The organism is Streptomyces sp. NBC_01750 (assembly GCF_035918095.1).
GTDB lineage: Bacteria > Actinomycetota > Actinomycetes > Streptomycetales > Streptomycetaceae > Streptomyces.
The window spans coordinates 5,995,266-6,009,875 of the sequence record NZ_CP109137.1; the positions used below are offsets into that span (position 1 = coordinate 5,995,266).

At 70.5% G+C, this 14,610-nt stretch carries 12 protein-coding genes; 5 read left to right on the forward strand and 7 right to left on the reverse strand.

Annotated elements, in window-relative coordinates; genetic code table 11:
- Positions 1–23 precede the first annotated feature (23 nt).
- Positions 24–701: a spermidine synthase gene (locus OG966_RS27375; protein ID WP_326652529.1), complete on the reverse strand. Its 678-nt coding sequence runs from the start codon at positions 699–701 to the stop codon at positions 24–26.
- Positions 702–1,300: 599 nt separating this feature from the next.
- Here OG966_RS27375 and OG966_RS27380 point away from each other — a divergent pair.
- Positions 1,301–2,083: a rhomboid-like protein gene (locus OG966_RS27380; protein ID WP_326652530.1), complete on the forward strand. Its 783-nt coding sequence runs from the start codon at positions 1,301–1,303 to the stop codon at positions 2,081–2,083.
- A gap of 129 nt (positions 2,084–2,212) precedes the next feature.
- On the opposite strand, the gene OG966_RS27385 is transcribed toward OG966_RS27380, so the two are convergent.
- Both OG966_RS27385 and OG966_RS27390 read right to left on the reverse strand, forming a co-directional pair.
- A complete protein-coding gene (locus OG966_RS27385; RefSeq protein WP_326652532.1) occupies positions 2,213–2,518 on the reverse strand; it encodes a protealysin inhibitor emfourin in 306 nt (101 codons plus the stop codon).
- Between the two features lie 343 nt (positions 2,519–2,861).
- A complete protein-coding gene (locus tag OG966_RS27390) occupies positions 2,862–3,506 on the reverse strand; it encodes a GNAT family N-acetyltransferase (RefSeq protein ID WP_326652533.1) in 645 nt (214 codons plus the stop codon).
- 200 nt (positions 3,507–3,706) lie between these two features.
- On the opposite strand from OG966_RS27390, the gene lon reads away from it, so the two are divergent.
- Positions 3,707–6,121 carry an endopeptidase La gene (gene lon / locus OG966_RS27395; protein ID WP_326652534.1) on the forward strand — a complete coding sequence of 805 codons (2,415 nt, stop codon included), beginning with the start codon at positions 3,707–3,709 and terminating at the stop codon, positions 6,119–6,121.
- Between the two features lie 87 nt (positions 6,122–6,208).
- Here lon and OG966_RS27400 read toward each other — a convergent pair whose 3' ends face one another.
- A complete protein-coding gene (locus OG966_RS27400; protein WP_326652535.1) occupies positions 6,209–7,024 on the reverse strand; it encodes a trypsin-like serine peptidase in 816 nt (271 codons plus the stop codon).
- A gap of 26 nt (positions 7,025–7,050) precedes the next feature.
- Positions 7,051–8,070, reverse strand: coding sequence for a helix-turn-helix domain-containing protein (locus OG966_RS27405; protein ID WP_326652536.1), 1,020 nt, complete (start codon positions 8,068–8,070; stop codon positions 7,051–7,053).
- Positions 8,071–8,174: 104 nt separating this feature from the next.
- On the opposite strand from OG966_RS27405, the gene OG966_RS27410 reads away from it, so the two are divergent.
- Positions 8,175–11,057: a M4 family metallopeptidase gene (locus tag OG966_RS27410; RefSeq protein WP_326652537.1), complete on the forward strand. Its 2,883-nt coding sequence runs from the start codon at positions 8,175–8,177 to the stop codon at positions 11,055–11,057.
- Between the two features lie 72 nt (positions 11,058–11,129).
- Complete coding sequence (locus OG966_RS27415; RefSeq protein WP_326652538.1) at positions 11,130–12,011, forward strand: pentapeptide repeat-containing protein; 882 nt, start codon at positions 11,130–11,132, stop codon at positions 12,009–12,011.
- An 11-nt stretch (positions 12,012–12,022) separates the two neighbouring features.
- On the opposite strand, the gene OG966_RS27420 is transcribed toward OG966_RS27415, so the two are convergent.
- Positions 12,023–12,850 carry a lysozyme gene (locus tag OG966_RS27420; protein ID WP_326652539.1) on the reverse strand — a complete coding sequence of 276 codons (828 nt, stop codon included), beginning with the start codon at positions 12,848–12,850 and terminating at the stop codon, positions 12,023–12,025.
- Between the two features lie 230 nt (positions 12,851–13,080).
- Between OG966_RS27420 and OG966_RS27425 the strand changes: the two genes are divergently transcribed.
- The gene (locus tag OG966_RS27425; RefSeq protein WP_326652540.1) at positions 13,081–13,563 is read left to right on the forward strand and encodes a MarR family winged helix-turn-helix transcriptional regulator; all 483 of its coding nucleotides are present in this window, start codon (positions 13,081–13,083) and stop codon (positions 13,561–13,563) included.
- Between the two features lie 17 nt (positions 13,564–13,580).
- Here the strand turns inward: OG966_RS27425 and OG966_RS27430 are convergent, their stop codons facing one another.
- The gene (locus tag OG966_RS27430; RefSeq protein WP_326655397.1) at positions 13,581–14,369 is read right to left on the reverse strand and encodes a hypothetical protein; all 789 of its coding nucleotides are present in this window, start codon (positions 14,367–14,369) and stop codon (positions 13,581–13,583) included.
- Between the last annotated feature and the right edge of the window lie 241 nt (positions 14,370–14,610).

Consider the following 14,610-nt stretch of genomic DNA (forward strand, 5'->3'; position numbering starts at 1 on the left):
TAAGGGCTCTTACCTCGTCCCGGCTACGCAGGGCGAACAGCGAGATGGACCACGTCGGGTACTCCTCGGGCAACCCGGATCTCTTCGGTTGTAACCCCGGTGAATCCGGCATTCCGCAACGCATCCTCAAACGCGGAGGAGGGTTGCGCGGACCAGACGGCGAGGATTCCGCCCGGCTCCAACCGGCCCTGGCAGGCGGCGAGTCCGGCCGGTGAGTAGAGGGTTTCGTTGTCGTCGGTGACGGTCCAGTCGGGTCCGTTGTCGATGTCGAGACAGAGGGCGTCGTAGCGGTCCGTAGTGGTGCACAGATACGTGACGAGATCCGTGTGCAGGATCACGCTGCGGGGATCGGCGAGGGCGTCGCCGGAGATCGCGGCAAGGGGTCCCGTGCGGTGCCAGTCGATGATCGCCTGCTCGCGCTCGACGACGGCGATTCGGCGCCAGCGGGGGTTCGCCGCGGCACGGGCCAGCGAGAAGCCGACGCCGAGACCGCCGATGAGCACGGACGGTGCGGGGTGGTCGGCGAGCGCGTCGAGGGCCGCGTCGACGAGCAGGCGCTCGGAGCGGCCGTCGGAGGTGTCCATCAGGAAGCACCCGTTGGCGATGATCTCGTGATGTTCGCCATGCTGCCGCAGTGCGACCTCTCCGTGCGGCCCCTCGCGCCGGTCGAGGATGACGGGGCCGTCGGTATGGAGCGGCATGGCGGTGACCTCCGGACAATTGGTCTCCCCACGGGAGGCGGGGAGTGGTCGGACGCGTTGCGGTGGCCATGTTCGCGGGACGGGGCGAGAGGGACAAATGCTTTCCTGGCCGGTGAGTTCGTGCCCGGCGGCCTACCGCGCCTCGCGGCGGGACCCGCGCCCTGCGCACAGCGCCGCTCCCGCCGCCGCCGCCCACGCCGCGGGCTGCCGGCCCGGTTGCACGGGCCGGGCCCGCACCGCGGCCCGGCCGCCGGGGACGCCGGGCGCACCCGGGCGGATCGCGTGACGTACGCGAACGCCGGCAGTCGGCTCAGCCGGCGCCGACCAGGGCCGCCGAGGCCGTGGCGATGCCCACCGTCCCAGGGTATTGCGCGCCGTCGCAGGCGCACGGAACTCCGCCGTGTGCCCGGGCACTGCCGGTCAACGGCCGGATCCACAGGGGCTGCAGCCGGATCACAGCCCGCTCGGCATGACCTGACGTGCGCACGACGCCCGAGGTGGGGACAAGGTTGCCTCATGTGGCGCAGGTCATAGACGGGGGTGAAGGTGATCGCGTTGGGTGGGGGTTCGTTCGGGGCTTGACGAGAGGGGCCTGACGCGTGGAACAGCTGACGACGCGCGATCCGCTCACGGGCCAGGAGCTGCTCGGCGGCATCCCGACCCAGCGCGCGGCGCCGACGCGGGTGGCGACGCCCGCCCTCCCGTCCCCGCCCGCGCCCGCCCCGTGCCTGACGCCGCCTCTGTGGCGGCAAGCGCTCCAGCTGCTGCCCACGCCGACCGGGACACCCTTCACCTTCTGCTACGTCCTCGTCCTGCTCGCCACCTCGCTCTTCGCGCAGTACGGAGACCCTGCCACCGTCTCCTCGCTGCTCCGCGGCTCCAGCACCGATGTCGCCCACCTGGCGGACACGCCCCTGCTCGTTCTCGGCGCCAGCGCGCTGTGGGTCGCGGGCGGCCTGCTGGGCCCGTACGCCATCGCCTTCCTCTTCACGCTCACCGCGCTGGAACGCCGCATCGGCGGCCGGCGCGCCGCCGGAGTCTTCCTGGCGGGCCATGTCGCCGCGACGCTGGCCACCGAGATACCGGTCGCCGTCTCGGTGCTGACCGGACATCTGCCCGCCAGCTCCCTGCACCGCCTCGACTACGGCATCAGCTTCGGTCTGATGGCGAGCATCGGTGCCCTGGCCGGACTGCTCCGCCCGGTGGCTCGCGCGACGCTGCTCGGCTTTGTGTCCCTGATGCTCGTCCAGGACCTGCTGGCCCTCGAGGACCCGCTCACCAACTGGGGTCATCCGCTGGCGCTGTTGGCCGGAATCGTCTGCTGGCCCGCGGTGCGCCGCGCCTCGGCGCGACGGAAAGAGTCCGTGCTCCACGGCCGGTGAGCATCGAGGGCGGCGCAGGCCCCGAGGTGCCGTGCCGGAGCGGCGGAGTGCCGTCGATGTCCCTCCTCCGCGATCCGGACGGCAATTCGCTCCGGATCGTCGGGCGCGGCTGACCGCCTCGGTGAGCGGTCAGTCCTGCGGGAGCGCGGCGAACACCGCCCGCAGGGCCGGCAGCCGTGTGGTGTCATCCGTGGTGACGGTATGACCGGCGTACGTGAGCCGGTACGTGAACCCGTCCGCGATCGGGCTGCCCGTGGCCTCGCGGGGCAGGCGAGCGAAATCCGCCTTGTCCAGGGCCCGGCGCAGCGCCGCCAGCTCGGCCGGTGTCATCCGGCCGGTCCGGGCGGGTCCGGTCCTGGAGGACGTGGTGTACGTGCCGTCGTCCTGGACCAGCAGCGTGTTGTGCACGCCGGCGATACCGCCGGTGACCGTCACCCCGACCAGTGGCCGCGGCGGAGCGGGATTCGCCGAGGCAGAGGCAGAGGCAGAGGCTGAGGTAGCGGTAGAGGCAGGGGCTGGGGTCGAGGTGGCGGCCGAGGCCGACGGTGCGGGCGAGGTGCCCGCTGATTCCGCGGGGCTCGTCGACCCGGAGCCGTCGCCTCCCGCGCATCCCGCCGTCAGGACGGCCGCCAGCAGCACGCCCGCGGTACCGTACCGAGCCCGTGTGATCAGTCGCATGCGTCCACCTGTCGTCCGTACCGCACCAGTACGTGCCCGCAGTATCGCCTCCGGCGCCCCGGCCGGTCAGGCGTACGGGTCAGCCGGCCGGGCGTACGCGTCAGGCGGACGGGTCGAAGTAGAGGCTGACCAGCGGGGCCTGCGTCCGCCACCCCAGGGACTCGTACAGCGCCCGTCCGTCGGGCGTCGCGCCCAGCACGCCGATGCCGGCGCCCTGCTCGACCGCCGCGTTGTGGAGCGTGCGCATCACCAGGCTGCCGAGCCCTTTGCGCCGGTGCGCGGGTGAGGTCTCCACCTGGTCGGCGACGGCGGTTGCGCCGGTCGGCGCGATCTGGCCGCGGGCGGCGAACGAGCCGTCCGCCGCGACCACCAGGGCCCGGGTGACGCCGCCGCGGGACCAGGTCCTGAGGGTGTAACCGTCGGGCACGGCGGTCTCGGTAAGGCGGAGCTCGGCCCACATCAGCCAGCCGGGGTCGTCGACCCGCCAGTCCGGTCCGGCCCAGGAAAGGACGGACGCGGGGTCGGCGAACACCTTGAGCCAGACGCTCGGGGCCGCGACCGTGTCGGCGATCTTGCGGACGGTCGCCTCGTCGTCGGCGGTCAGAACATGCCGAGTGGCGTGTTTGACCTGGCCCACGTCGATGCTGAACCCCCAGGGTTCGGCGACGGGATCCGCGGCGCCGCGCGAGGCGGCCCAGCCGTGGACCCAGGCCCGGACGGTCTCGGCGGTGGACTCGAAGGGCATCCGTACTCCTCGGGCAGCAGTCGGGATCAGTAATAGGTGTTCGGGATCAGTAATAGGTGTTATTCGCGTTCATCCATTACATCGCGACGGTTACGACTCGGCGAGAGCTGATCGCTGACAGCGAACAGGCCCGAGGGAACATCTCCGGGGCTCCGTGCATTGAGTCGGTAAAGCTCAACTTGACTGCCAAAGGGGAGATCATGGCCTCGACGTCTACACCGCTCACCTTGCCCGTGCTGCCGCTCGACGACGAGGTCGTGCTGCCCGGAATGGTGGTGCCGCTCGACCTGTCCGACAACGAAGTGCGTGCCGCGGTGGAGGCCGCCCAAGCTGCCGCCCGGTCCAGCGGTGCGAGCAAGCCGACCGTGCTTCTTGTTCCGCGCGTCGACGGCTCGTATGCCGGGACCGGTGTGCTCGGGACCGTCGAGCAGGTCGGCAGACTCTCCGACGGCGACCCCGGCGCGCTCATCCGGGGCCGCGGCCGGGTGAAGATCGGCGCGGGCACCACAGGCCCCGGCGCCGCGCTCTGGGTCGAGGGCGCCCGGATCGACGAGAGCGCGCCCGAACCCCTGCCGGGCTCGGTCGCCGACCTCGTCAAGGAGTACAAGGCGCTCGCCACCAGCTGGCTGAAGAAGCGCGGCGCATGGCAGGTCGTGGACCGGGTCCAGCAGATCGACGATGTCTCGCAGCTCGCCGACAACTCCGGCTACTCGCCGTTCCTCACCACCACTCAGAAGATCGAACTGCTCGAGACCGCCGACCCGGTGGCCCGACTCGAGCTCGCCACCGAACAGCTGCGCGAACACCTCGCCGAGCAGGACGTCGCCGAGGCCATCGCCAAGGACGTCCAGGAGGGTGTCGACAAGCAGCAGCGCGAATTCCTGCTGCGCCGGCAGCTCGAGGCCGTACGCAAGGAGCTGCGCGAGCTCAACGGGGCCACCGACGCTGCGGACGAGTCCGACGACTACCGCACGCGCGTCGAGGCCGCCGATCTCCCCGAGAAGGTGCGGGAAGCCGCCCTCAAGGAGGTCGAGAAGCTGGAGCGCTCCAGCGACCAGAGCCCCGAGGGCTCCTGGATCCGCACCTGGCTCGACACCGTCCTTGAGCTGCCCTGGAACGAGCGGACCGATGACACTGCCGAGCACGACATCCAGGGCGCCAAGGCGATCCTGGACGCCGAGCACGCCGGTCTGCAGGACGTGAAGGAGCGGATCACCGAATACCTGGCGGTGCGCAAACGGCGTGCCGACCGGGGGCTCGGTGTGGTCGGCGGCCGGCGCGGGGGCGCGGTGCTCGCGCTCGTCGGCCCGCCCGGCGTCGGCAAGACCTCGCTCGGCGAGTCCGTGGCGCACGCCATGGGCCGGAAGTTCGTCCGGGTCGCACTCGGCGGCGTACGGGACGAGGCGGAGATCCGCGGCCACCGGCGTACGTACGTCGGCGCGCTGCCGGGCCGTATCGTCCGCGCCATCAAGGAGGCCGGTTCGATGAACCCGGTCGTCCTGCTCGACGAGATCGACAAGGTCGGCTCCGACTTCCGCGGCGACCCGGCCGCGGCGCTGCTCGAAGTCCTGGACCCGGCGCAGAACCACACCTTCCGTGATCACTACCTGGAGGTCGAACTCGACCTGTCCGACGTGGTGTTCCTGGCCACGGCGAACGTCCTGGAAGCCATCCCGGAGGCGCTGCTCGACCGGATGGAGCTGGTCAGGCTGGACGGCTACACCGAGGACGAGAAGGTCGTCATCGCCAGGGACCACCTGCTGCCGCGCCAGCTGGAGCGGGCGGGGCTGGAGTCCGGCGAGGTGACCCTGGACGACTCGGCGCTGCGCAAGCTGGCCGGCGAATACACCCGGGAAGCGGGCGTCCGCAACCTCGAGCGTTCGGTGGCCAGGCTGTTGCGGAAGGTGGCGTCCCAGCACGAACTGGGCGAGCAGGAGCTGCCGTTCACGATCGGCGCGGAGCAGCTGCGCGGTCTGATCGGACGGCCGCACCATGTGCCCGAGTCCGCTCAGGACCCGGCCGAGCGCCGTACGGCGGTGCCCGGCGTGGCCACCGGCCTCGCGGTCACCGGCGCGGGGGGCGACGTCCTGTTCGTCGAGGCTTCGCTGGCCGACCCGGAGACGGGCGCGGCGGGACTGACCCTCACCGGCCAGCTCGGCGACGTGATGAAGGAGTCCGCGCAGATCGCACTGAGCTTCCTGCGCTCGCACGGCGCGGAACTGGAGCTTCCGGTGGCCGATCTGAAGGACCGGGGCGCGCATATCCACTTCCCGGCGGGCGCGGTCCCCAAGGACGGCCCGAGCGCGGGCATCACGATGACGACGGCGCTCGCGTCGCTGCTGTCCGGACGCCAGGTGCGTACGGATGTGGCGATGACCGGAGAGGTGTCGCTGACCGGACGGGTGCTGCCGATCGGCGGTCTGAAGCAGAAGCTCCTTGCCGCGCACCGGGCCGGTATCACGACGGTGGTGATCCCCAAGCGGAACGAGGCGGACCTGGACGATGTCCCGGCCGAGATCCTGGAGAGGCTCGAGGTGCATCCGGTGACGGATGTCCGCCAGGTCCTGGAGATCGCGCTCTCCCCGGCCGAGGTGCCGGTGGCAGCCGCGGCCTGACGGGCTGACGGCAGGGCCCGGCGGTGTGCCGCACCGCCGGGCCCTGCGCTGTCCGCCCGCTGCCGTGCGCTGTACCGCTGCCGCGGGCTACTGCTTCGCGGCCTTCTCGTACAGCTTGCGCGCATTGGCGTTGAAGCGGACCGCCGTGGAGACGCTGTCCGTGTCGCCGCCGCTGGTCACCCCGATCAGGTGGCCCGGATGCTTGGGGTCCCGGTAGTCGGCGAGCCAGGGGCCGCCACTCGTACCGTCCCAGAAGCCCGAACAGTCCATGCGTACGGACCCGGCCAGTTCCGGGTCCTGCTGGGTGTCCGTGGTGCAGGAGATCGGCTTGTTGTCCGGGTTGTGGTCGGGGTTGGGGTAGCCGACGACGGTGACCCGGCGGGTGGCCGGGGAGGCCCAGTCGACGGGGATGCCGCCGACGACCTCCTGGACGTTGCGGCCCTTGGCGTCCGGCTCCACGGTCAGGAAGGCATAGTCCACGGAGTCGGAGTCCTCGGTGTTCTCACGCCAGCGGTCGTCCACCTGGATGGCGCGGACCTTCCACCGTCCGTACGGCGCTTTGCCCGCACCCGCGCCGGTGAAGTCCGGTGCGAAGCTGAAGTTCTCCAGGTAGCTGCCGTACTCGAAGACACAGTGCGCTGCGGTGGCGATGACGTTGCCCTTGGGGCTGTCCACGACGCTCGCGGAACAGAAGTGTGCGCCGTCCTTGTCGAGCAGCACCCCGGCGGACGGCAGACCCGCGAACAAAGTCGCCGAGGACTGCGGCGCGGGCGGGTCCGGCAGCTCGGACCCGCCGCCCGTATCGGGGGCGGCGGAGACCGGCCCGCCGCACGCCGTAGCGGCGGCGAGCAGGGCTATTGCGGGCCACCTCAGCAGCCTCTTCGGGCGAGCGATCCACGTCATCCGGCCATCTTGCCTGTTTACGGCCGTCAGTCCAGCCAGCCCCGCAAGGTCGCCTGCGCTCCCGCCTGAAAGCGGGTCTCCGCGCCCAGCGATTCCAGCAGGCGGCTGATCCTTCTGCGCGCTGTGTGGACATGGACGCCCAGACGGCGTGCGATCGCCTCGTCCTTGAGCCCGGCGGCGAGCAGTCCGAGGAGTTCCTTCTGCGCCGTGGGCAGTGAGCCGCAGCTGCTGCCGGAGCCGCCGAGCGGGGTGGCCCGCTCCCACACGGTCTCGAAGAGCGGCACCAGCGCGTTGCCGAGCAGAGCGTCGCCGATCACCAGGGCCGAGGCCGTCGGGTCGGCCGCGTCGGCCGGCGGAAGCAGCGTGATCCGGCGGTCCACGGCGATCAGTTTGGTGGGAACGGCGCTCGCGACGCGTGCCCGCAGCCCCTGCTCGACAAGGGCGGTCAGCGAGCGCATCCGGCCCGGGTGGCCGAGCCCTTCCCGGTCCAGGACGGTCCGCACCTCCACCCCGCGGTTCAGGAGGGACTCGATGTCCAGGCAGGGGGTGGGGGAGCCCTCGTCCCCGAGTGGCTCCCCGCGTGGCCCCTTCACATACGGCGGTCGGTCCAGGATCGCGACCTCGCGCTCCGCCGACGCCAGCAGATACTCCGCCCGTTCGCCGATCTCCTTGAGGCCTGTCACCACCTCGATTCCGCCCTCGGGCGCACTGGGTGAGCCGGACATCAGCCGGCCGGCGAGCTGGTCCGCGCTCATCCGTAATCGCTCCAACTCGGCCGAACGTAAGTGGAGTTCGGCCTGGCGGCGGTGGATGAGCGTACGGATGGCCGCGGCCGGCGCGGCCGGATGCGGCAGTCCGCCGCCGTCGGCCGGCAGCGCGATGCCGTGTTCGACGAGATGGCCGAGCGCCTGGTCAAGACGCTCGCGTGGCAGCCCCAGCAGGCGCGCCAACTCCTCGGCTCCGGCGGCCCGTTCCTTGAGCAGTGCCTCGTAGGTGCGTTCTTCGGCCTGGTCCAGGCCGAGGGTGTTCAATTCCCCCTCGCTCATGTGTCGGATTCTCACTCCGTATTCACGGGCCACACAAGTGTGCGTGTCCACTTGTCAACGTGCTGACCACATTGTTTGGTTGGCGTCCCACGGGTTGCATGGCCATGACCACCTTTACGGCTTACCAGCACGTGGGAGGGGTACGTACTGTGCGCAGGCTCAGTTCACGCACGCAGAGACCGGGCATTACCAGGGGGACCGGTCTCGCCGCACTGCTCGGAGCGGCAGGATTGCTGCTCACCGCGATACCGGCCCAGGCGGTAACCCCGCCGACCGCCGCACCGCCCGGCGACGTTCTTCCGGGCGCGGAAACCGCCACCCCGTCGCTCGTCGACGGCATCCGGGAGGCGGCGGACGCCAAGGCGAGCCCGGCCGACGCGGCCCGCGGCCATCTCGCCGCCAAGGAGAGCCGCTACAAGATCGCCGAGGCCCGCCGCGATCTCACGCCGCTGCAGACCGTCAAGCACGGCGCGGAAGAGACCGTACGGCTTCAGCAGAAGCACCACGGCATCCCGGTGTTCGGCGGCCAGTACGTCGTCCGGATGGAGTCCAAGGGCGGCAAGCGCGTCGTCACCGGCACCTCCGGCAAGTACTTCACCGGCCTGAAGACCGGCACCACGGCGAGTGTCAGCGAGGACACGGCGGTACGCCGCGCGGTCTCCGCCACCGCCGCCCGCCTGGGCGGCAAGACGCTGAGCAAGGCCGACGCCGTACACCGCAAGGGGGCCAAGTCCGCGAAGGCGGCCGCGCTCAGCGGCACCGCGGGCGGCCTCGTGGTGATCCCGCGCGGCGAAGGTGTGCTCGCGTACCACGTCACCGTACGCGGCACGAACCCCTCCACCGGCGAACCGGTGCTGCAGCAGGTCTACATCGATGCCCATGCCGGCTTCCCGGTGCTCCAGTTCAGCGGCATCAAGACCCTCACCGCGCCGAACGCGGCGGCCTCCGTCACGGCCCCGAAGGCCGCCCCGAAGGCCGGAGCGCCGGCCGCGGACGACCCGGCCGCAGGCGTCAAGGGCACCGGCGTCAAGCTGGACGGCGCGAAGGTGGGACTCGACGTCCGCCTCGACACCGCCGCCAACCAGTACGTGATGATCGACTCCTCGCGGATGACGGCCACCACCAAGAACACCCTCACCACCTGGGACGCGCGCGGCCGCGACGTCTCCGAGGTGTCCGGCGTCTGGCCCGGCGGCCTGAAGGAATTCGCCGACCCGGCCAAGGACTTCGGCAAGGGGGCCACCGAGGCGGGCGCGGTCGACGCGCACTGGGCGGCCGGCCAGGTCTACGACTACTACCTGAAGAACCACGCCCGCGACAGCCTCGACGGCCGTGGCATGACGATCAACTCCCTGGTCGGGGTGACCGAGTTCGGCTCGCCGTACGTCAACGCCTTCTGGGACGGCCAGAAGATGGTCTACGGCAGCGGTGACGACGAGTACAAGCCGCTCTCCGCCGACCTCGACGTGGTGGGCCACGAGATGACCCACGGTGTCGTCGAGAACACCGCCAACCTCGTCTACGCCGGACAGTCCGGAGCGATGAACGAGGCGCTCGCCGACTACTTCGGCAACGCCATCGACACCGCCGCTTCCGGCAGCTCCATGGACGACCCGGACTCCGGCCTGATCGGCGAGGACCTCTGCCGTACGACGAAGCCGCGTGCCTGCGCCTTCCGCAACCTCAACGACGGCGCGAGCACCTCGAAGAACTTCCTCGGCGTCGCCTTCGGCACCGACAACGGTGGCGTGCACCTCAACTCCACCATCTTCTCCGGCGCGCTGTGGGACCTGCGCCAGGACGTGGGCGGGGAGCTCGCCGACCGGATCGTCTACAAGGCGCTGTCCGAGTACATGACGCCGCTCGACGGCTTCACCGACGGCCGCAACGCCGTGCTCGCCGCGGCCAAGGACCTCGGCATCACCACGCAGCAGCTCAATGTGGTGAAGCGCTCCTTCAACGCCCATGGCATCGTGCCGGGCTGGGAGGACGCGCTCGGTGTCGACTCCGACCAGCTGCTCGGCAAGGTCAACACCGCCGGCACCGGAGCCCAGGCAGGCGGCGACTGGTGGACCGTCTCACAGTCGAACGACGAGGGCTCGGAGCCGTACTCCGTCTATGCCGGCCGCATCGACGGCAAGGGCGCCCCGAAGCTGATGAGCCCCAACGACGGCCGCTACCACGTCTATCCGGCGACCGACGGAAAGACTGTCGTCTGGGCGGCGTACGGCGCGACCAGCCTCGACATCCTCTCCCGCCCGATCGCGGGCGGCCCGATCAAGAAGCTGTACACCTCGACCAGCGACATCAGCGGTCTGCGGGTCGAGAACGGCGTGGTCGTCTTCGAGACACTCGGGTTCTTCGAGCGGCATGTCCAGTATCTGCGCCCCGGTGACCGTCAGCCCACCACCGTGGACGGCGGCGGCTTCGAGATACTCACCGCCCTTCCCTCGATCAAGAACGGGAAGCTCGCTTACGCCAAGCTCTATCCGACCAGCGCGGGGTACAAGCTCGGCGTCGAGGTCTACGACCTGAAGACCGCCAAGGCCACGCTCACCGAGCAGCTCGGTGAGCCGGAGGTACTCGGCCAGACCGGTATCAACTCGTCGTACGTCTTCTCGCTGGTGGACGAGAACCTTGCCGACGAGGGCCAGATGTCGGTCCGCCGCTCGGACCTGGACGGCACCGGCACGGTGGACATCAGCCCGGAGCGCAAGCCGGGCGCGCTGATCTCCTCCGATCTCACGTCCTCCGAGGAGGCGGTCACCGTGAACGGCGCGCTGCCCGGCACGGCGCTCCGCAACGAGTCCCTGCCGAAGCTGTGGCAGCTGACCACGAACGGCTCGCGCCGGGAGCGGGTCTCCTGCAACCGCGGCGAGCAGGTCTCGCCGGCCGCGGTCTCCGGCCGGCAGGTGGTCTGGATCGACGGCACGACGGGCTGGACCGACCTGGTCACCCGCGACCGGCCGGCGGGCCTGTGCGGCTGATCACTGTGATGATCTCTCCGTGAGAGACGGACCCCCGGCGCCCGTGCGCCGGGGGTCCTTCAGAATGAGTCCATGGACACCGTGCCCGGACAGAGTGAGGACCGCGCCCTGCAGGCCGACTGCGAGAGCTGCTTCGGGCTGTGCTGTGCCGCGCTGCCGTTCGTCGCGTCGGCCGACTTCGCGATCAACAAGGACGCCGGAACGCCGTGCCCCAATCTGCGGACGGACTTCCGCTGCGGCATCCACACCCGGTTGCGGCAGAGCGGTTTCTCCGGCTGCACCGTGTACGACTGTTTCGGTGCGGGACAGAAGGTCTCCCAGGTCACTTTCGGCGGCAAGGACTGGCGGCAGGCACCGGAGACCGCACAGGAGATGTTCGCGGTGTTCCCGGTCGTACGGCAGCTCCATGAACTGCTCCGGTATCTGACCGAGGCCCTGACGCTGCGGCCGGCCCGCTCGCTGCACGGCGAGATCCGCCGGCTGCTCGACGAGACCGGACGTCTCACCGAGCTCGGTCCGGATGCCCTCGGGAAGCTGGATGTGGCGGCGCACCGGCAGGACGTCAATGTGCTGCTGCTCCGCACGAGCGAACTGGTCCGGGCCGGGGCTGGGCAGGCCGGACGCAGGAAGAAGGACCGCAGGGGCGCCGACCTGATGGGAGCGAGGCTGCGGGGCGCGGACCTCAGGGGCGCCAGTCTGCGGGGCGCGTACCTCATCGCCGCCGACCTCACGGGTGCCGACCTGCGACTGGCCGATCTCATCGGGGCCGACCTCAGGGACGCCGATCTGTCGGGCGCCGATCTGACCGGCTGCATCTTCCTCACCCAGCCGCAGCTCAACGCGGCCAGGGGCGACGCCGCCACCCGGCTGCCGCCCGCGCTGACCCGCCCCGCGCACTGGCCGCGGCTGGCGGGGCGCGAGGCGGGTCGGGGCTCTGCGCCTGGCGAGCGCTGATCAGCCGCCGATCAGCCCTTGGCGAGCGCCACGACGCGGTCGTACGCGCCGTTGAACCTGTCGCGGTCGCCGACGAGCGGTCCTGACGAGGTGTACTGCCACATCGTGTGGTAGATCCAGCCCGCCGGGAGAGTGCCCGGTGTGGTGTCGTAGCTCGGGATCCACAGCGGGTTGGTCTTACCGAAGCCGCTGTGGTTGCCGGTGCACTGGATCCACCAGCTGGTGGCGGTGTAGATGACCGCGTTGCGCCCGGTGCGCGCCTTGTAGCGGTTCAGGAAGTCACGGATCCAGGTGACCATCCCGGACTGGGTCTTGTCGAAGCAGTCGTCGCCGTACGGATTCCATTCGATGTCCAGCACGCCCGGGAGGGTCTTGCCGCCGCTGGTCCAGCCGCCGCCGTTGTTCACGAAGAAGTCGGCCTGTGCGGTGCCGGTCGTGGTGTCGGGGGTGGCGAAGTGGTACGCGCCGCGGATCATGCCGATGTTGTGCGAGCCGCCGTACTGCTGCGCGTAGTACGGGTTCTTGTAATAGGTGCCTTCGGTGGCCTTGACGTAGGCCCACTTCACACCGCTGCTCCACAGGGCCGTCCAGTCGACGTTGCCCTGATGGCTTGAGACGTCCACGCCTTCGGCCAGGGCGGCGCGGTTGGCTCGCGGGGTGCCGCCCAGGCCGTCGTGGGCGATGACGCCCATACCCAGGTAGGCCGATCCGCGCGGGGGAGTGTCCGAGGCGCCGGCCGCTCCGGGGTACGTGATGAGGAGGGAGAGGACTGAGAGGAGAGTGCCGGCGGCTGTCGCGAGGCGTGAGCGGCCGGTCGTTCCAGATCTGTGCACGGGCATAGCGTGCATCCGCAGACCTCGGTGGGACGGGATCTGACGATGTATCGACATGTCGTGGCGGTTGTGGTATGGACATGCCAATCAGCGCGCTGCGCATGCAGAACCCCGTTGTTGCAACTGGGGCGGGGTGCTGCCGTTGGTCTACGCCTGCGAAATACTGGCCGAGCTGCGGCAATGGATGCCGCCGGTAGAAATTTTCAGGATCCGGAAAGCGTGCGAGGGGTGCTGACGTGCACGAAAGCGGTACGGGGAGCGAAGCGGACCCCACGGGTGATAGTGGTGCGGACCACGTATTCCTCGCACTGGAACGGGAGTTGGCCGTCTTTCTGCGCCGGGCCCGGGCGTCCTCGGGCGAGATGGCGCGCGAGGTCCACCCTGAGCTGGAGCCCGCCGCGTACGGCCTGTTCGTACGTCTGGAAGAGGTCGGGCAGCAGCGCGCCACCGAGCTCGCCGGCTACTTCGGCGTCGGCAAGGCGACCATGAGCCGCCAGCTGCGCGCCCTCGAGGAGCTCGGTCTGGTGGCCCGCGAACCCGATCCGGCCGACGGGCGGGCTTCACTCGTGCGGCTCACCGACGAGGGCCTGGCCCGCTTCCGCCGGGTGCGTGACGCGCGCCGCGACAGCTATGTGAGCAAACTGGCCGGCTGGGACCGCGGCGAGATCGCGGAGCTGGCCCGGCTGCTGCACCAGTTGAACGCGCGGGCGGAGGGCTGAGAGAGCCGGCAGTGGGGTCAGAGCTCCGCGAAGACGACCGCCGCATCGTCGTGCAGCTTCCAGCGGATCACGGCCGTGCGCTCCTCGGCCGAGTTCTCCAGTGCCCTGACCCGGTCGATCAGCCCCTGCGGCCCTTCCTTGCGGATGAGGCCCAGGCACTCGGACCAGCTGCCCGCCCCGAACATGTCGACCCAGCGGGACGCCCCGTCGGTCAGCGCGGCCACCGCACGCACCTCGGCGCGCGGCGTACTGCCCGTCACCGCCCGGACCGACACGGCCGGATCCGCCGCGGCGGTGAAGAACCCGCCCTCCGCGTTGCGCAGGGCGTCCGCCGAGGCGTGCGTACGCAGGGACTCCCGGGGCAGCCGGTCGATCCGGTCGTCCAGCACCGCCCGCACCTCACCGCCCGGCGACTCCAGCAGCAGCGTGGAGTCGGAGAGCACCAGATGCTCAACCGCCTCCGTCGCGGCGCCCCAGCGCGCCATGACCACCGTTGCCTGAGGTGTACGTACGTGAGAAAGGTCACATGTGTCGCGGTGGGTATCGGCGGTGCGCCGGATTGCCACGGAGAGGATCTCCGGCAGTGTCAGATCCCGCCGCGAACCGGACAGTTCGACCAGGGCGCCGCCGAGCCGGGCGGTGAACCAGGGCACCCCGTGCACACATCCGTCATCCCCCTCCGGAGGGGTCACACCGTCCAGAACGACGAGCGTTCCGCCCTGGCCCGAGGCGGGAAGGGTCACGGACGCCCAGTCCTCGTTGGGGCGTTCGGGAGTGCCGGGGGCGGTGGCAAGTTCGATACGCATGATCCCCAGCATGCATGACTCCTTCACACGGCCCACATGACCACACAATTGGCCCATAACAGCAGGTCAGGGGGAGTCGAGGTGGAAGGGGGGCGGGCCGTCGAAGCTGCGGGCGCGCATCCTGCCAAAGCCCGGCCGGAAGATCCAGCCGTTGGACCGCACAGCGGCCGGCCGGCCGCCGCCGCGAGTTGTTTGCCAACTCCTGAGTGCTGTTCACTCGTTCGGGTGGCGGAGCGGCCGA